The sequence below is a fragment of the Bradyrhizobium sp. Ses1 genome, assembly GCF_059512365.1.
The window spans coordinates 56,512-73,627 of record NZ_JCAMOQ010000034.1 but is presented as its reverse complement, the minus strand read 5'-3'; the positions used below and the strand labels follow the sequence as shown (position 1 = coordinate 73,627).

At 59.0% G+C, this 17,116-nt stretch carries 10 protein-coding genes and 2 pseudogenes; 8 read left to right on the top strand and 4 right to left on the bottom strand.

Annotated elements, in window-relative coordinates:
- Positions 1–1,610: 1,610 nt before the first annotated feature.
- From AC5ZG5_RS30340 to AC5ZG5_RS30325, 4 genes and pseudogenes are all read left to right on the top strand, one after another.
- On the top strand, positions 1,611–2,357 hold the full coding sequence (locus tag AC5ZG5_RS30340; RefSeq protein WP_130227192.1) for an alpha/beta fold hydrolase: 747 nt from the start codon (positions 1,611–1,613) through the stop codon (positions 2,355–2,357).
- A gap of 835 nt (positions 2,358–3,192) precedes the next feature.
- Positions 3,193–3,284: pseudogene (locus AC5ZG5_RS30335) on the top strand (carboxymuconolactone decarboxylase family protein); the annotation flags it as partial.
- A 9-nt stretch (positions 3,285–3,293) separates the two neighbouring features.
- Positions 3,294–3,624 (top strand): annotated as a pseudogene (locus AC5ZG5_RS30330) (epoxide hydrolase N-terminal domain-containing protein); the annotation flags it as partial.
- Positions 3,625–3,692: 68 nt separating this feature from the next.
- On the top strand, positions 3,693–6,245 hold the full coding sequence (locus tag AC5ZG5_RS30325) for an ATP-binding protein (RefSeq protein WP_130227193.1): 2,553 nt from the start codon (positions 3,693–3,695) through the stop codon (positions 6,243–6,245).
- Between the two features lie 607 nt (positions 6,246–6,852).
- Here the strand turns inward: AC5ZG5_RS30325 and AC5ZG5_RS30320 are convergent.
- The 3 genes from AC5ZG5_RS30320 to pdxR form a co-directional block, all read right to left on the bottom strand.
- Positions 6,853–7,809 carry an NADP-dependent oxidoreductase gene (locus AC5ZG5_RS30320; RefSeq protein WP_456645015.1) on the bottom strand — a complete coding sequence of 319 codons (957 nt, stop codon included), beginning with the start codon at positions 7,807–7,809 and terminating at the stop codon, positions 6,853–6,855.
- 175 nt (positions 7,810–7,984) lie between these two features.
- Positions 7,985–8,419, bottom strand: a complete 435-nt coding sequence (locus AC5ZG5_RS30315) for a cupin domain-containing protein (RefSeq protein ID WP_456644984.1) — start codon at positions 8,417–8,419, stop codon at positions 7,985–7,987.
- Positions 8,420–8,656: 237 nt separating this feature from the next.
- A complete protein-coding gene (pdxR, locus tag AC5ZG5_RS30310) occupies positions 8,657–10,060 on the bottom strand; it encodes a MocR-like pyridoxine biosynthesis transcription factor PdxR (protein ID WP_456644985.1) in 1,404 nt (467 codons plus the stop codon).
- A gap of 181 nt (positions 10,061–10,241) precedes the next feature.
- Here pdxR and AC5ZG5_RS30305 point away from each other — a divergent pair, with 181 nt between their 5' ends.
- The 4 genes from AC5ZG5_RS30305 to AC5ZG5_RS30290 all read left to right on the top strand — a co-directional run bounded on the left by AC5ZG5_RS30305 (position 10,242) and on the right by AC5ZG5_RS30290 (position 13,879).
- Complete coding sequence (locus AC5ZG5_RS30305) at positions 10,242–11,270, top strand: RES family NAD+ phosphorylase (protein ID WP_456644986.1); 1,029 nt, start codon at positions 10,242–10,244, stop codon at positions 11,268–11,270.
- A 203-nt stretch (positions 11,271–11,473) separates the two neighbouring features.
- Positions 11,474–12,112 carry an HD domain-containing protein gene (locus tag AC5ZG5_RS30300; protein ID WP_456644987.1) on the top strand — a complete coding sequence of 213 codons (639 nt, stop codon included), beginning with the start codon at positions 11,474–11,476 and terminating at the stop codon, positions 12,110–12,112.
- A 522-nt stretch (positions 12,113–12,634) separates the two neighbouring features.
- Positions 12,635–13,339, top strand: coding sequence for a glutathione S-transferase N-terminal domain-containing protein (locus tag AC5ZG5_RS30295; RefSeq protein WP_456644988.1), 705 nt, complete (start codon positions 12,635–12,637; stop codon positions 13,337–13,339).
- A 96-nt stretch (positions 13,340–13,435) separates the two neighbouring features.
- A complete protein-coding gene (locus AC5ZG5_RS30290) occupies positions 13,436–13,879 on the top strand; it encodes a MarR family winged helix-turn-helix transcriptional regulator (protein WP_456645016.1) in 444 nt (147 codons plus the stop codon).
- A gap of 68 nt (positions 13,880–13,947) precedes the next feature.
- Here the strand turns inward: AC5ZG5_RS30290 and AC5ZG5_RS30285 are convergent, their stop codons facing one another.
- Positions 13,948–17,112, bottom strand: a complete 3,165-nt coding sequence (locus AC5ZG5_RS30285) for an efflux RND transporter permease subunit (protein ID WP_456644989.1) — start codon at positions 17,110–17,112, stop codon at positions 13,948–13,950.
- Positions 17,113–17,116: the final 4 nt, after the last annotated feature.

Genomic DNA, 17,116 nt, shown 5'->3' with positions numbered 1-17,116 from the left:
TTCGCGGAGATCGGATGTTGCGCCTCCGGGATTTGCACCTATTCGCACACACATTTTGCGGCGAGGAATTGCGTGCGAAAAGGCGGGCTTTGACGGGGTATCAGGAGGCGACCTCGCGAGTTAGGCTGCCCGTCGGTACGAAAAAAGGGCTTCCAAAACAGTGGGTTTAGCGATGTAGCGGACCCCCGCTACCATGCGGCACGATTTTGTACGCCAAACTACGATTTCCCGCGATTTTGTACTCCCGCCGATAGCGGTTGGCTGTGCGAATTGTGAAGCCTGTGAAGGGGGCAGCCTGTTCTCCCGCTGGCTAGCACGCGTCAGTAAGGGCGGGACCGCATCATTCACCGGAACGTCGAGCCGGCTCTACGTTCGGACGGAAGCTCGCCAGCAATCCTTTCAGCGCCTCTTGCTAGCGAGCGACCAAGCACGACATTGCGCTCTCGGCCGTGCGCAACGCGCGATGGCTTCGCCGATGTCAGGGGCCGCCCACTGCCACAACGATTACCCTGCCCTTCAGCGATCTTTCATTGCCAAGTCCTTATCGTCCCTGTTCAGATCTTTGTCGTCGGCGAGCCCGAGCGTCCCGGAGTCGTCATGCACCAGGTCGCGATCCTTGCCTTCGGTCTTGTCGGCATCATTGACGACGGCCTAGCGCATCTGCGCCGGTTGATGCTTGGAATTCAGCTCCACGATCATGAATCGTGAGTCTGACTCCAACTCTCTCCGCCATAGATTTTGATTCTTTTGATGTTTCCGTATTTTTGACTCGCCGCGTCAGTCCCGAAAATGCGTGCCATTTCTTTTGTCTCTTATCTTGACGCCGGGAGATACAGCGCACCGGGGCAACTTCCGGCTTAGGAGCGGAGAGGGGGCTCAAGCTCTCGTCATCGAATGCCACACGATCTCGTCTGACCTATGCCGGGGCTGATCGAAAAGCCAGCCCGGCCCGGGAGTTCAATCAGCATCTTCCGCGATGCGCTACGCGCAGACGGTTCGAAGAAGCGCCAGACGCCGTAGGCGAGCGCGAATGCGCCGACAACGACGCGCAAGTGATCCGTCGCAACAGATGGTCAGTCGGGATCATCTCGTCGAGGGTCAAACTCAGAAGAGAGCTGCCCTCCGATCTCGGTCCTGCCGCCCCCTCCTGCCACCTCTTCAGCAGGAATCATTATTCGCTCGGCGCCTCAAGCCCTTTCGCTAGCATCGGCTAGAAGCAGACATCGACCGGCCATTTGATCAACTCGTCGGCGATCCGCCATAAGCAATGGCAATGATGATCGGAGCCTTCGCAGGCTTCTGGATTCTGAAGCAGGAAAAATTTAGCCTCGGGAGATTGCGACGATGTGATAGCAATTCATCTGTCACTTGGTGTCGATGAATAAGATTAAACCTCATGCACAAAAGGCGGATGCGGGCCGAGTTCTAAAAATAATTTCGCGCGTCTTTGGAACGCGCAAAAGAAAAGCGCGTTAAGCCGCAAAATCCGCGAGATGTTCCGCGGTTTGGAAACTCCACAGGACCGGCTGAATACCGCGGCGACCTAGCCCGGTACACCCCGGCTCTCTCTCGTCGGAGGCGGGCGTCAACTGATTGACGGAGCCAAATCGATGGTCGACCCACCCACGATCACTATAGTTCTCCTGCATGGCGCATTCGCTGAGTCGTTGTCCAACTGGAAACCCGTCCTCGAACTATTGCTCACCAAGGGATACAAAGTGGTCGCGGCTCCGAACCCGTTGCGTGGAGTGAGTAGCGATGCCGCCTATATTTCTTCCATCCTCAAGACGATTGATGGCCCTATCATTCTAGTCGGTCATTCCTACGGCGGTGCGGTCATCACCAACGCGGCCAATGGCAACCAAAGCGTGAAGGCGCTGGTCTATGTGGCCGCCTTCGCGCCGGATGTAGGGGAGAGCGTGGCCACGCTGTTGCGCCGCTTTCCCGGCAGCACCGTCGAGGCGAACACGGCGGCCCCCATTCTGCTCGCGGACGGTAGCCGGGACCTGTACTTTCAACCTGACAAGTTCAGGGCACAGTATGCGGCTGACCTCTCGGAAACTGAAACGAAGCTGCTGGCCCTGACACAGCGCCCGATGGCGGAACGCGCCATGACGGAGGTGTCTGATGTTGCAGCCTGGAAAGCCATTCCGTCCTGGTTCATCTTTGGAACGAGGGACAACAGCATTCCGGCTAACCTGCTGGGATTTATGGCGGAACGCGCGGGATCGGAGAAGACCGTCACGATTGAAGGTGCCTCACACGCCGTCATGTTGTCGCACGCTGACGCCGTTGTGGAGCTAGTTGAACAGGCTGCATCGGCTGTTCGAGAAGGCGGCAGCACTGCTTCTCCGTAACAAGAGGGCTTCGGCCCCGTTCCGGCAGGCGCACACCTAGCCCAATATGCGCCATCTCCTGTTACAGGAGAACGCCATGAAGGTTTCGAACCACTCTCACCCGGGCCGCCCTCACATTGGTGGTCGCGCCTTCCGCAATTTTGATTGGTAGCTTGAGATCAACCACCCGTGCTGCAGGAGGGACATCGAAAGCCATGTCCTTCGTTAACATAATGCGTATTGTCGCCGGGATCGGTCCCACGTCGAATTCGAAGGGCATTCCGCGCCGGAATTCGCGCTCCTGCCCGATGATAAGCCCGAACGAGCGACCATCTATCAGTCGAAACCAATCCACCGAGTAGCGCCTTTGGCGGGTTACCGACTCCGGGCGGGTGATCTGTTGGCGACGACAGCGCGCGATTAAAGCAATTCCCGAGGTGCAAGCTGAAAAGTGCGACGTTACCACAGCAGAGTTGAATCTGGCAGCCTCGACGGTACACGATTTTTGTCCGTTCTTGGTGCTTTTTCCGGACGCAGCGAGAGCATTTATCCGGGGCAAGGATGCAACGAGGAGAGCGCGGTCATGACAATGCGATCTATCGTCGGCGCGGCCGTTACCGCTGTCGCCGTTGCCACAGCAATGCCCGTCGCTGCCCGCGGCGTCGGCGAACCGGTAACGCCGCACTTCCAAAAGGCTATACCCAATATTCTCGGCAAATCACCGGTCGCTGTGGCTATTGACTATAGGCCGGGCACCGCGTCGGCTTCCCATACCTACGCTGGATCGGCTCCTATGTTCGCCACCGTGCTGTCGGGAAATCCAGTCCCAGGTGAATGAGGGACCAGGCGGATACGCGTGGATCTCACGATCGCGATCGCCTGATGAACGCCTATAACTGCATGGCGATCAGCTTTCGGAATAGGCCGCAGGCTGCGCTTGGAAAGTAGATGCGCCAGTGGGGCACGGACTGCGACTGGCGAAAAGCCGAAGCCAAGTTCGGAGCCCTTCCGCAATTCACGACGATGATTGATGGACTAGACAATCACTTCACCCACGTCCGCTCGCGTCATTCGAACGCACTTCCGCTGATCAATAGACATGGATCGCCCGGCTCAGTATTCGAGCTGCTTAAAACTGTGGGCCCGCTTAGGATCGTAGGCGCTATGGCGGATGCGCGGAGGACGCAGTCGTCATGCCTTCGATTTCTGGCTTTGGCTTCGCCGGCAAGCCGAAGGGCACCGGTTCGGTCCCGATCGCATCGCAGGCGAATGTTTCGAACTGTCGAGATGTACAGACCAATTTGCAGGATGGCCTATGGGGCATCCGCACGCTCGCTATGATCAGGGTGCCCTCGAATGACAATCTTTTCACGCCTATGGATGCTTCTTGCGGTCGCATTGCTGCCCGCGATTGCGATCCAAGCGTACAATGAAGTTGAGCTGCGCCGCACGCGCCAGGTCGAAGTACAGAACCAGGCGCTCAACCTGGCTAAACTCGCCGCCAAAGAGCAGCAGCAGATCGTTCAGGGCATTCGGCAAGTGTTGATTGCGCTGTCGGAACTTCCGGCGATCAAGGCGAAGGACAGCAAAGCGTGCAATGTGGCCCTGGCAGGGATGAAATCGCGGTTTCCGGCATTCCTCACTTTCCTGGTTGCCGACCAGAATGGCCAACCTTTCTGCGACACCGACAGTGATCGTAGGCCGGTCAATGTCTCCGGGCGGCCCTACTTTGCGGAGGCGTTGAAGACCGGTGCGTTTACTGTGGGAGAATTCTCGACCGGTCTTTCAATTCACCGGAAGCTCATTCATTTTGTGCTGCCCTTCTATGGAGAGGACGGTCGAATAGGCGGGGTCGTTATCGCACCCCTCGGCCTTGATTGGCTTGCAGACTACATTGCACGGATGGATGTTCCAGCGGGAGCGGCGCTGGCGATCACGGATCGCAACGGCACGTACCTTGCCCGCTATCCCGATAACGGCAAGTTTGTTGGCAAGAAAGAACCGATTCTTGGCCACGGTCTCACGGCAGATTTGATTGACGTCGACGGCGTCGACAGAATTGTTGGTTTCTCCGGTCTCGGGCCCGATTCCGGAGGACTGCGCGTCAGTTTTGGCCTCGATAAGATGGGGGCCTTTGCCGAGATCCAGCGTCGCACGCGACACGACATCCTGCTAATCACCTTAAGTGCCATGATGGTGTTAGTTCTGACGCTGCTTGGGGCCCGGCAGTTCATTCATCGCCCGCTTGGTTTATTGCTCGATGCCGCCAACCAATGGCGGCTCGGCGACTACTCCCGCCGCGTGAACATCCGAGATAAGTCCGAAATCGCGCAGGTCGCCGACGCTTTCAATACCATGGTCGACGCGCTGGAACGTCGTGAGCGGGAATTGTCCGACGCGAAGGAGAGAGCGGAGGACGCCGCGGCCCGGCTCACGATGGTCTTCGAAAGCACGACCGACAGCGTCGTCATCATTGATCGCGATTGGCGCATCAGCTTCTTCAACCAAAGGGCTTGGACGCAGATCGCCGAAGGGCGAGAACTCATTGGCATGAACTTGCAGGAGGTCCTTTTGGATGCCTCCAACACGGAAGTCCTCAGCCAGTTTCGAAAAGCCATGTCGGGCCGCCGTCCGGTTTCGTTCGAAGTACACTGCCCTCGGCGTGGCCTCTGGTATGCAATCAACGCGTTCTCTTCGGGCGAGGGTCTCGCGATCTTCTTCCGAGATATCACGGAGGAGAAGCATGCTGAGGAAGCGCGCCAGCTCATTGAGGAGCAACTGCATCAGAGCCAGAAGATGGAGTCCGTCGGACAACTCACGGGCGGCGTTGCTCATGACTTCAACAACCTGCTTGCCGTCGTTTCGGGAAGCCTCGAGCTCATCGAGGGCGCGGCGGATGACGGCAATATCCGTCGGTTCGCCGCAACGGCGCGACGCGCGACTGATCGGGGAGCGAAGCTCACCGCACAGCTCCTCGCCTTCTCCCGCCGGCAAAAACTCAACCCCAAACTGGTCAACGCGAACGAGCTGATCTCTGAATTCGAGGGGCTCGTCCGTCAGGCGGTCGGAGGAGGATGCGAGGTCAGAATGCGAACCGACAAGCGGCTATGGCTGTGCCAGGTCGATCCATCCCTGCTGGAGACAGCCCTCCTCAATCTGGCGCTAAACGGTCGCGATGCGATGCCCGGTGGCGGCGTGCTCGAGATCGAGACGCGGAACGTCGTCCTCGATGAGGGAGCCGTAGCCGAGTGCCCGGCCGGACCATATGTGAGGCTGACCGTCGCCGACATAGGCCACGGGATGGCTCCCGAGATTCGGGATCGGATTTTCGAGCCCTTCTTTACGACCAAGGAAGTCGGCAAAGGCACCGGCCTCGGTCTTAGCATGGTCTATGGCTTTGTCCGGCAATCCAACGGGTATGTTACGGTCGACAGCGCGCCCAATGCCGGCACCACGATCGCGCTCTACCTGCCTAAAGCCACACAAGAGCCTCATGCCGAGCTGGAAACCGAGCAAACTCGAGCTGTGCGTGGAAGCTCAGAGCGAATTCTCTTGGTCGACGACGATGACGATCTGGTGGAAGTCACATCAGCAATGCTGACCACCTCCGGGTACCGGGTTCTCTGTGTCCACAATAGCACCGAAGCCATACGGATTCTCGAGAGCGGTCAGGAATTTGACCTACTCTTGAGCGATATCGTAATGCCGAATGGACCGAATGGTGTTGAGCTCGCACGCGAAGCGAAACGACGGAGCAGCGAGATCAAGATACTGCTTACTTCCGGCTACGCGGACGATGTGCTCGAACGTCACGCAGCGGTCGACGAGTTTCGACTTATTCATAAGCCGTTCCGCCTATCCGAACTAACTCAACGTGTGCGTTCTGTGCTGCAGGAAGACGACGGTTAGGCAGGGATGAAAATGACGGCGCGCCTATTTACCAGCTTGCAATCCGGAGGCAGTCCATGCGTGGACTGGAGCCATACAACGGTCAGGCCGCTGTCGTTCGACCCAGTCGAGCTTTTCCGCCGCGAACGACGTTGATGCTGAGGACCGCATGGAAACGGACCGACATGCTTCCATGGGTGCTATCGCGCCACCCAACAGCCGACGACCGTCCGCCCGCAGCCGCCGTTCACGCCGAGCAGCAAGCTGCATGTACCATGGTGAAAGGGCGTCGGTGCCAAGCCGAACTGTAAAGCGCGGGACGCGATGTCCATGTCCAACGCAAACTCGGGGAAGCGAAACGACCACTGCCAGACTGCGGCAAGTTAGCTTCGTTCAAAAAGCCGGGGCATCAAGCCGATACTAAACCGCATCTCGCTAATGGTTCGCTTTGACTACTGCCGAACGCAGTCGGCGCGCCAATCTATTCGAAGACGAAGCCTTGATCCTGACGGCAGACGAAATGCGTAACATGCGTATCCGCGCCCGCTGGGACGTGTATTCCCGACCTGCGTGGGAACCCCCGGCCGCCTTCACGCCTGTTTGCCGCCAGGCTCATAGTGAGCCGAATTCAAGCGGGCGCGGGGACTTCGCCTGCCGCTTCTACGTTGAGGATGATCTTCCCTTTCGGCGGCCGCAACCGGCCTTCCAGTATCATGTGAGCGTCTCGCGCACCGGCGAAAGGGAGAACCATACCGACATGGGTTTTCAGTTCACCGCGATCGATAAGGTCGGCAATGTTGCGCAACCGCTCGGTGGTCACCTCTACGAGAAAAAAAGCCGCGGTAACGCCGTGGTGTTTTGCGCGGGCTTGGTCAGGCTGGGACACCGCAGAAATCAGCTTGCCGCCCGGGCGAAGAACCTGAAATGAACGTGTTTGCGTCTCGCCTCCGACCAGATCGAGCACCGCGTCGGCATCCTTCACCGCATCTTCGAAAGGTTGGGCATGATAGTCCAATACCTTGTCCGCACCGAGAGACCGTACATATCCGATGTCTTTGGTCCCAGCGGTCGCGATGGAGCGCAGCCGAGCGCGACGAGCGAACTGAACCGCGTAGGTTCCGACGTTTCCTGCAGCTCCGTGGATGACTACCGTCTGACCCGCTTGGAGGTGCGCATGGTCGAATAGAGCCTGCCACGCCGTGACTGCGACAACGGGAACTGACGCCGCTTCCGCATAGGTCAGCGAGCTTGGCTTCTTCGCGAGCATCCCAGCAGAGGCCACCGCGTACTCTGCATAGGCGCCAAGGAACTGGCTATTTGTCACGCCGAAAACCTGCTCCCCAAGGGCGATATCGGAAACACCCGAGCCCAGAGCCGCGACTGTTCCGGACAGATCAGAGCCCAGCGTAAGCGGAAGAGGCTGCGGCAACGCGCTCTTGCCGGCCCTGATCCAGCCGTCCCAGGGACCAACTCCCGCAGCGTGAACTTCGATAAGGACTTCACCCGGGCCAGGAACCGGTCTGGGTATCTTCTCGAGAATCATCGCTTCCGGCGGTCCGAATTCGTGTACTCGCCACGCCAACATGGAGGGAGGAGCTAGGCCGTTGGTCGCATTGCCGACAGGAGTATTTGCCATGTTGGGCTCCTTGCTAGGACATGAGTCAGTTTCTGGTCCTCGCCGAGTTTCAAACACTGCGCCTGCGCTTGACCATTTCCTACAAGCCGCGAACATCCTACGAGGATGATCGGCTTCGCGGGCTTTATCGCGACTCTGAATTCTGGTCTGGTGTCGTCAATGGCTCGTCCGCGGCATCGACGATGAATACGGCCAAAAGGCTGGCAGGCTCGGTCGCGCTGGCATTTGCGCTGACCCTATGATGCGCTCCGGGTTCCTCGTGGAAGCTCTCGCCTGCCTGGTACACCTTGGCGGGCTCGTTCCCCACCACGCTTCGAATGGCGCCGGTGAGCACATAAGCGTAGATGAAGGCCGACTTGGCGTGGCTATGCGGCGCGGATTCCCCGCCGGGTGGATAGCTCACGACAACGGCGACCAAATTCTTACCGGGGATATTTGGAATCGCATGCTGAAAAACCGGCTTTACGGTTTCGTTCTCGTGTGCACCTGCAGCCGACACTTCGACCGCTACTAACATAAGTGCTGCACCAAATAGTGCCACTGCTGAGAAAGTTCGCATCACGTGCTCCCTAACAGGTTCGACTTTGTTTGGCCCTCCAGGTAACGGGCTGGGCAGTCGAAAGCGGAACGATTGCGCAGAAGAAGACAGTGTTCCCCACGAATGGAGGGTGCAGTGGATCATGTCAGCTGGGTGCTACTCACCCGAGATAGGGAGCAGCCCGATCGGAAACAGTACCAAGAGTGGCAACTGTCAATGTACCATAGAGGGAGTTGGCATCGATGTTCAGTTGCAGTGCTATCGGGTCAACTCCAATAGCCGACGACAATCCGCCGGCAGGCGCCGTTCATTGAGATTGGTCACGCCGAGCAATAATCCTTGCTGTCGGGAAGACTGCATGTACCACGGTGACAGCGGGGCGGGGGCCAAGCCGAACTGTAGGGCGCGCGAAGCGATGTCTACGTCTGACGCAAAATCGGGAAGGGACAGAATCACTACCAGACCGGCGGTTGCTTGCACCTTTACCGGGTCAGACGCCGTCTCTCCCAGGCAATGAAGCAGGGCCTCCCGTCGGGCGGCGTAAAGGCGCTTCGTGCGGCGCAGATGGCGAAGATAACACCCTTCCCGCAGGAACTCCGCCACCGCGCGCTGCACGGCCGCAGCCGGTGCCGGCGCCAAGCAAGCAGCGACCTCACCGAACCGATGACCCTGTTCCGGCGGCACGACCATGAAGCCCAGGCGCAGCGCCGGGCTGATCGTCTTGCTGAAACTGCCGATGTGCAGCACCCGTCCCCCATGATCGAGGGATGCAAGAGCCGGGGCCGCCCGTCCCTTCAGTTGCAGTTCGCTCAGGTAATCGTCCTCGATGATCCAGGCGTCGCTCCGCCGAGCCCAGGCGAGCAGGGCAAGCCGCCGCGGCAACGACATCGTCATTCCGAGCGGCGCGTGCTGACCTGGTGTCACAACTGCCAGTGCCGCTCCGGGGGCAATCTGGATGCCGGCGGCAACATCCAGGCCTTCCGCATCGACCGGGACAGCTGCCACAGACATGCCGGCCAAGCCCAGCGCAGTGCGCGTGAGCGGAAAACCTGGATCCTCGATCCAAGCGCCCATCCTTCCAAGCTGAAGCCCTTGGATCGCCAGACCGAGCGCGCCGGAGAATCCGCCCGTTATGAGCACCTGAGAGGCACTGCAGCGAATGCCGCGGGCCAGCCCCAAGTAAGCCGCGATCTGCTTGCGCAGCTCCGGGTCGCCACGCGGATCCGGATACGCCACCGGCGCCGCCGCGGCTCCGCGGGTCGCACGAGTCAGGATGCGCGACCACAGCTTGAACGGGAAGGCATCTTGAGAGGGCACGCCCATCTGAAACGCCAGCGGCGCGCTTCCGAACTCATGGAAGAGGTCCGGTAGAGGCGGGACTTCCGGCGACCACTCGGGCGTTGAGGATCGGGACGGCCGCTCGGCCACACGCGTTCCTGCCGGCCCGAGACCAATCGCGAATTGCTCCGTGATGAGACGTTCGTAGGCCACACGCACGGTGCCGCGGGAGACGCCGAGCTGAGCGGCCAGATCGCGCCAAGAGGGCAACCGTGCGCCCGCGGCGAGCCGCCCGTCCTCGATGCCCTCTCGGATCGCGCAATAGATCTGGGCAGCCAGCGGGGTCCTTCTGGCACGATCAAGTTGGATGGGGAGGACAGCCATGGCGCGATGGTACAGTCAGAATTGGCAATCTTGGTACTGTTTTATGATCAGGGCAAACCGATCTGTTCGCTATGACCAACGGCCTGAGCGGCTCTGATGCAACTCAATCTTTTGTGGCAGGGCTGTCCAAAGCGGTAGGCTTTCTCAGCCGAGGCTTGGTGCCGCATAAGGAGAACGCTAAGTGATTCAAAGTGTGGATTGGCGCAACTTCGAGAATTCACCCCGAGCGGAGGCGCGCTTTTTCAATCGGACCGCAGCAAATCATCTCGTATCAATCTTCCATGGTATGAGCGAGTTGCGAACGCGCGAAGGCCGTCCACTCGTGGTGGAAGCGGGTCCTGGAACGGATTTTCATACGCTTTATCGCGCTCGGGTCTTTCAATCCGACGACAAACTTGAAGCCGCCATCGGCAGGCCGGACATCCACCTCGGCTCGCCGCCAGCAGCTTTGGCGGCAGCCGGTTGGATGAACGCGCGCGGCATCTCGGTTTTCTACGGCGCAAATAATCAGAAAGCGGCTATTGCTGAGGTGCGCCCACCCGTTGGTGGTCAGATCGCGGTGGCCCAATTCGAGATCATCAGAAAGCTTCGACTGCTCGATTTGACCGCCCTCAGTGACGTTCGCCTCACCGGAAGCCTTTCTGATTTCGGGTTAGCTGGAAGGATGGAGACCGCCGTGTTCCTGCGGTTGCTGAGTGAGCGTATCATGCGGCCCGTAATGCCCGATGATGATCCGTTTGAATGCCTCGCAACGCAGGCCATAGCCGATTTTCTAGCGACGGAGGCTTCGGTGCCGATTGACGGCATCATTTCTTCATCAGTGCAGGCCGGCCGAGACGATCTTTACGTCGTCCTTTTCCACAAGGCAGCCCGTGTCGAGGCCTTGAACGTTCCGGAGGGAACAGAGATCAGCGCCAGCACGGGCTATTGGGCAGAGGATGGCTGGGTGGAAGATTACGAGGTGGTTGAGAAAATTGCATCGTTGCATAAGGAGGTTCATAACAGCAAACGAGAGCCGGAAATCCTGGACTTCACTGCAATTGCGAAAGCAATGCCTCTTGACCCACGGGACGTCGATTGGCGCGAAGCTAGTCTTCGCATCGTGCCCGAAAGCATAGAAGTGCATCGCGTAAAGCGCGTGGAATTCGCGACAGAGGAATTCACGGTGAAACGGCACCGTCGCGAAATACGGGACAGCATCAATCTTTAGGCGAGTCCGCGCAAGCGCACCAAGTGCACGGGAAAAGCGGCCATCGCACGATGGTACAGTCCGAATCGGCAATCTTGGTACTGTTCAGTAAACAAGCGCAACGCATCTATTCGCTAGTAGCGGCGATCCCGATGGATCAGGGTCGTGGGGGCCCAGTCAATGCAGACAGCGCAGATCGCAGCCACGAAGATAGGAGTTCGACAATGGCGGACTTTGCTTTTGACGTTAAGATCCCCGATAGCAAGATCGCGCGCGAAGCCACCGAACTCGTGCGGCAACATGAAACCGAGATGCTGTTCAACCACTCGGTTCGCGTGTTTGTGTTCGGTGCGATGAAGGGAATCCGCCGGAACCTAAAATTCGACTCTGAACTGCTCTATGTGGCTGCGCTGTTTCATGACTTGGGTCTTGTCGATGCTTACCATACCCAGGAAAAGCGGTTTGAGGTCGACGGCGCCGATGCGGCGCGCGAATTTCTCCGGAGCCATGGCATCCCCGAACCGAAAGCGGATCTGGTGTGGGAGGCGATCGCCCTCCATACGACGCCCGGCATCCCCCAATACATGCGACTAGAAATCGCTCTTACCAATGCCGGCGTCCTGATGGACGTCGTCGGGAGAGGATATGACGAGTACACGCCGGAGCAACGGGATCAGGTGATCGCCGCGTTTCCTCGCGGCGATTTCAAGAACGAGTTTATCGAAGTTCAGACTTGCTCGGCCTTAAAGAAGCCTCAGACGACATTCGGTACGGTCAATTTCGAATTTATCGAACATCGTGATCCTGCATTCCGTAAGCCAAGCGTATGCACTCGCATTCATGACGCTCCGTGGAGCAGTTGAGCCATCTAAGGATTCGTCCGGTGAATGGCGTCAGTACAAGCGTCCATTCTCTCCCCGCATATCGAGGATGAAAGGGCTGCGTGTGCCTGCCGGCCTTCCAATCCTTGCGTCAATCTGACGGGCACCGTGACCGTGGAGAAACTGATATGGCGAATTACGTGCTCGTCCAGCCCGCTTGGCATAGCGGTGTCGAGCTTGAGCCGACGGCAGATCTGTTTCGGGCAAAAGGGTCATCAGGTCTATACTCCGACCGTGAGAGGCAACCGCCTCGGCACGGGCGCGGCAGTCGGCGCACTGGTAATCGCCGATGGAAGAGTGGGACGGCAGGGCTGGGTGGCGGCGGGGGTTCAGTGTGGCCACGCCGTTAGCACTGCCGGTCAGCAGCCGCGCCGCGTCAGGCTAGTTGATGAACAGTGAGGCGCTAGATGCTGGCAACACTCACGTAGCCACAGACGTTCACCCGCCGTGACGCTTACCACTCGAAAGTGTTGCCTGGATCCAGCCGGAGGAGCGAGTTGAGAGATGCCAAAGTTCTCTGCTTTCCCGACCACACGGCGCTGGCCTCCGAAGCACCCAGACCGCCTGCAACTCTATTCACTGCCTACACCCAATGGCGTAAAGGTCTCAATTATGTTGGAAGAGATCGGGCTACCCTACGAAGTGCACCTGGTCGACTTCAATAAAGGCGATCAGCACACGCCGGAGTTCCTTTCGCTCAACCCCAACGGCAAGATTCCCGCCATCCTCGATCCGAACGGTCCGGACGGTCAGCCGCTGCCCTTGTTCGAATCCGGAGCCATTCTGCATTATCTTGCGGAGAAGACTGGCGAGCTTTTGCCGAATAGCGCAGCTCGCCGTTACACGACAATCCAGTGGGTGCATTTTCAGATGGGCGGGATCGGACCGATGTTCGGCCAGCTCGGCTTCTTTAACAAGTTTGCGGGGCGTGAATATCAGGATAAGCGACCGCTTCATCGTTACGCCAATGAGTCAAAGCGCCTGCTAGGCGTCATGGAGATGCATCTTGCCGGTCGGCGGTGGATCATGGACGATGAATATACCATCGGCGACATCTCCATGCTTGGCTGGGTGCGCAACCTGATCGGCTTTTATGAGGCGCGTGACCTGGTCAAGTTCGACAGCCTGCGGCAAGTACCGGCGTGGCTCGAACGCGGCCTCACTCGGCCCGCCGTCCAGCGCGGCCTGAATATCCCGCAGAGGCCATGAGACGGGAAGGTGTAGTGATCGGGCGATGCACCGCCTCCTATGGTGCGCCAAGTCTCGTCGTCCGGTCGAATTAAAGGCTTCAAAATTGTCGCGTCGATGGCCACGCTGCCCGGTCAGGAACCCCTCATCACCGAATACCTCGTGTATCGGCTCGCGCAAGCAAACCGGGCAATCAACCAGCAGCTTGAATTACACCTTGCCAAGGAAGGTGTGCCGGTCGAGCAATGGCGGATTCTGAAGGTGCTATCGGATGGAAACGGACGCTCTATGAGCGACCTCGCCGAAAAGGTGCTGCTCAATCATCCAACGCTAACAAAAATCATCGACCGCATGGTGTCGGATACTCTCGTCTATCGGGCCTCGGATCCTCAGGATCGTCGAAAAGTGCTGATGTTCTGTTCCGACCGCGGCAGGATCCTAAGTCACCAACTCGACTTACTGGCGATGAGCCAGGAAGCGCACATCGTGCAACGTTGCGGCACTAGCTCAGTCAGCGAGCTTAAGCGACTGTTGAAGAAGCTGATCGACTGCGCGATCTGAGCGGCTCAAACAATCGACGTGGTGCCGAAGGATGCTCGGCGGAGTGACGCGACCAATGACACTACGCTTCACTTTGGCGCATGGACGACGTCCGCGGGCTGGCTTGCTTTCCGACCAAACCCGCGAACCACTGTATAGAACGCCGGCGTAAACAGGAGACCGAATCCCGTTACACCTAGCATGCCCGAGAAAACGGCGGTCCCTAGCGACTGCCGCATCTCTGCGCCTGCGCCGGTGGCAACGACGAGCGGGGCGACGCCGAGAATAAATGCGAGCGATGTCATAAGAATGGGCCGCAGCCTGGTCCGCGCGGCGCTGACCGCCGCGTCACCTGGGGTGGCACCGTGCTCTTCGGCCTGTCGTGCAAATTCTACGATCAGAATCGCGTTCTTGGCCGCGAGGCCCACCAAAACAACGAAACCGATCTGTGCCAGGACGTCGATCGGTAAGCCACGTGTTACTAGGCCTGTAACCGATGCAAGCAGGCACATTGGCACGATCATGACCACCGCGAGCGGTAATTTCCAGTTCTCATATTGAGCCGCGAGCACCAGAAACACAAACAGGGCTGCCGCGCCGAAGATGAGCAGGGACGACGTTCCAGGTTGCTGTTGCTGGAAGGCCAGTTCGGTCCACTCGAAGCCGATGCCGGGCGGCAGAACCTGTCGGGCGAGCTCCTCCATCCTCTGCAGCGCCGTGCCTGTCGCCACACCCGGCCCGGCTACTCCCATGATTTCAGCCGCGGGGAAAAGATTGTACCGTGGCACTCGGTACGGAACGTTCTCGTATTTGAACCTAGCCACGGTCCCAATAGGTACCATTTCGTCCAACGTGTTCCGCGCCTTGAGCCGTGCGATATCCTGCGGATCTCGTCTAAAACTTCCGTCGGCCTGCGCGATCACCTCGTAGGTTCTGCCAAGATAATTGAAGTCGTTGACATATTGAGAACCGAGATAAACTTGCAGCGTTGAAAACACGTCCGTCGGGGTCAGGCCGACTTTCTCGGCTCTCTCGCGATCGATATCCGCGTAGATTGACGGCGCACCGGTGTTGAACAAGGTAAAGACGCCTGCGAAGCTCGGGTCCTTGTTTGCCGCCCGGACGAGCGCTTGAGCCGCGCGTGCGAGCGCGTCAGAACCAAGCCCCGCGCGATCCTGAAGCATCATCTTGAAGCCGCCGGCGGTGCCGAGGCCCTGCACCGGAGGCGGTGGGATAGTCAGTACATAGGCATCCTGTATCACAGAAAGGCGTTTGCGCAGGTCTGCGAGCACGGTCGTCGCAGTGACGCCATCGACATGATGGCTATACAGGGACGGCAAGCCTGAAAAAATCGTTGCGGCGTTGGAGGCAACGGTGAAAGTCGTCGCGTCCAGGCCGGCGAAAGGCGCGACATGTTCGATGCCCGGCGTTGTCAAGATGATGTCGATCACCTTCTTGAGGACAGCTTCGGTGCGATCCAGGGTCGCACCCGGCGGCAGTTGCACGACGGAAATGAGATAGCCTTGATCTTGCTCCGGAATGAACCCCGTCGGCGCACGGGCAAACTGGACGCCGGCGATACCGATCAGCGCCGCATAAGCCAACAGTACTACGCCGGTCACTTGGACGAGGCGCCCCGTCACGCGCCCATACCGCGTCGACAGCCACTCGAATCCAAAATTGAACTTGTCAAATCCTGCCCGCACCAAGCGGCGAATGCCGGACGGACGAATCTTGTGACCCGGCTCGTGCGCCTTGAACAGAACCGCGCAGAGCGCTGGGCTCAAGGTCAGTGAGACGAAACAGGAGATCAACGTCGACGCGGCGATCGTCACCGCAAACTGGCGGAAGAACAGGCCGGAAATGCCCGACAGGAATGCTGACGGCACGAACACGGCGCAAAGTGTCAGTGCAATTGAAATCAGCGCGCCGCCCACCTCGTCCATCGTGACATAGGCGGCCTTTGCAGGCGTTATCCCGCGTTCCAGATTCCGTTCGACGTTCTCGACTACAACAATGGCGTCGTCGACGACGATGCCAACCGCAAGCACCAGCCCGAACAGCGAAAGATTGTTGAGGGAGATCCCGACCGCGTAGAGAACCGTAAAGGTGCCGACGAGAGACACCGGGATCGCAATCACCGGAATGATCGCGGCTCGCCAACTCTGAAGAAAGAGGAAGACCACGCCCACAACCAATAGGATCGCAACGAAGATGGTCGTGATGACTTCGTCAACGGATTTGCCGACAAATATGGTCGGATCGTAGATAACTTTATGGGCGACGCCGGGCGGAAACTCCTTTGAAAGCGTCTCCATGCTCGACAGGACCTCGTGCTCCACCGTCAGAGAATTGGCGCCAGGCTGGGCGAAGATGAGCAGCGGCAGGCCCGGCCCGCGGTCCAAAAAAGCCGTCGAGCCATAGTCCGCCGCACCGACTTCAACACGACCTACGTCGCGGATGCGGGTAACGCGCCCCTCAGAATCAGCTTTGAGCACGATGGCGCCGAATTGCTCCGGCGTAGCGAGCCGCCCTAGCGTCTGTACGTTGAGCTGATACGCCTGATCCGAGGCGACCGGCGGCTGGTTGAGGATGCCGGCCGAGACCTGAACATTCTGCGCTCGCAGTGCCGCAAGGACTTCGCCCGCGCTCAATTTGTGGGCCGCGACCTTGTCCGGATCGAGCCAAATGCGCATCGCGTATTCGCGCGCGCCGTGGAATTGGACGTCGCCCACGCCGGGCAGCCGCGCCAGCACGTCCTTTACGTGCAGCGTCGCATAGTTCGATAAATACAGGGTGTCGCGCGAACTGTCCGGCGAATAGAGGTGGACCGCCAAAAGAATGTTGGGCGTCGCCTTTCTCACCTGCACCCCAAGGCGCTGGACGTCTTCCGGCAACCGAGGGAGGGCGTCCTGAACGCGATTTTGCGTCAGCATCTGCGCGACGTTGAGGTCGGTCCCGATCCGGAACGTCACGGTTACCGTGAGTTTGCCGTCACCGGTCGATTGGCTAGTCAAGTAGAGCATGTTCTCGACGCCATTGATTTGTTGCTCAAGCGGCGTCGCAACGGTCCGCGAGACCGTCTCCGCGGAAGCGCCCGGATAGGTGGTCGTCACCTGAACCGTGGGAGGCACGATTTCCGGATATTGAGCGACAGGCAAAATGGCGAGCGCGCCAAGCCCGATCAGAGTGACGAAGACGCTCAGTACGGTCGCGAATATAGGCCTATCGATGAAAATGTGTGCGAGGCGCATGGGA

What these genes read in the sequence shown, in the direction of transcription:
- AC5ZG5_RS30340 (WP_130227192.1), top strand. Translation starts at nt 1,611, where the DNA reads ATGGTCGACCCACCCACGATCACTATAGTTCTCCTGCATGGCGCATTC.
- AC5ZG5_RS30325 (WP_130227193.1), top strand. Translation starts at nt 3,693, where the DNA reads ATGACAATCTTTTCACGCCTATGGATGCTTCTTGCGGTCGCATTGCTG.
- AC5ZG5_RS30320 (WP_456645015.1), bottom strand. Translation starts at nt 7,809, where the DNA reads ATGTTGGCGTGGCGAGTACACGAATTCGGACCGCCGGAAGCGATGATT.
- AC5ZG5_RS30315 (WP_456644984.1), bottom strand. Translation starts at nt 8,419, where the DNA reads ATGCGAACTTTCTCAGCAGTGGCACTATTTGGTGCAGCACTTATGTTA.
- pdxR (WP_456644985.1), bottom strand. Translation starts at nt 10,060, where the DNA reads ATGGCTGTCCTCCCCATCCAACTTGATCGTGCCAGAAGGACCCCGCTG.
- AC5ZG5_RS30300 (WP_456644987.1), top strand. Translation starts at nt 11,474, where the DNA reads ATGGCGGACTTTGCTTTTGACGTTAAGATCCCCGATAGCAAGATCGCG.
- AC5ZG5_RS30295 (WP_456644988.1), top strand. Translation starts at nt 12,635, where the DNA reads ATGCCAAAGTTCTCTGCTTTCCCGACCACACGGCGCTGGCCTCCGAAG.
- AC5ZG5_RS30290 (WP_456645016.1), top strand. Translation starts at nt 13,436, where the DNA reads ATGGCCACGCTGCCCGGTCAGGAACCCCTCATCACCGAATACCTCGTG.
- AC5ZG5_RS30285 (WP_456644989.1), bottom strand. Translation starts at nt 17,112, where the DNA reads ATGCGCCTCGCACACATTTTCATCGATAGGCCTATATTCGCGACCGTA.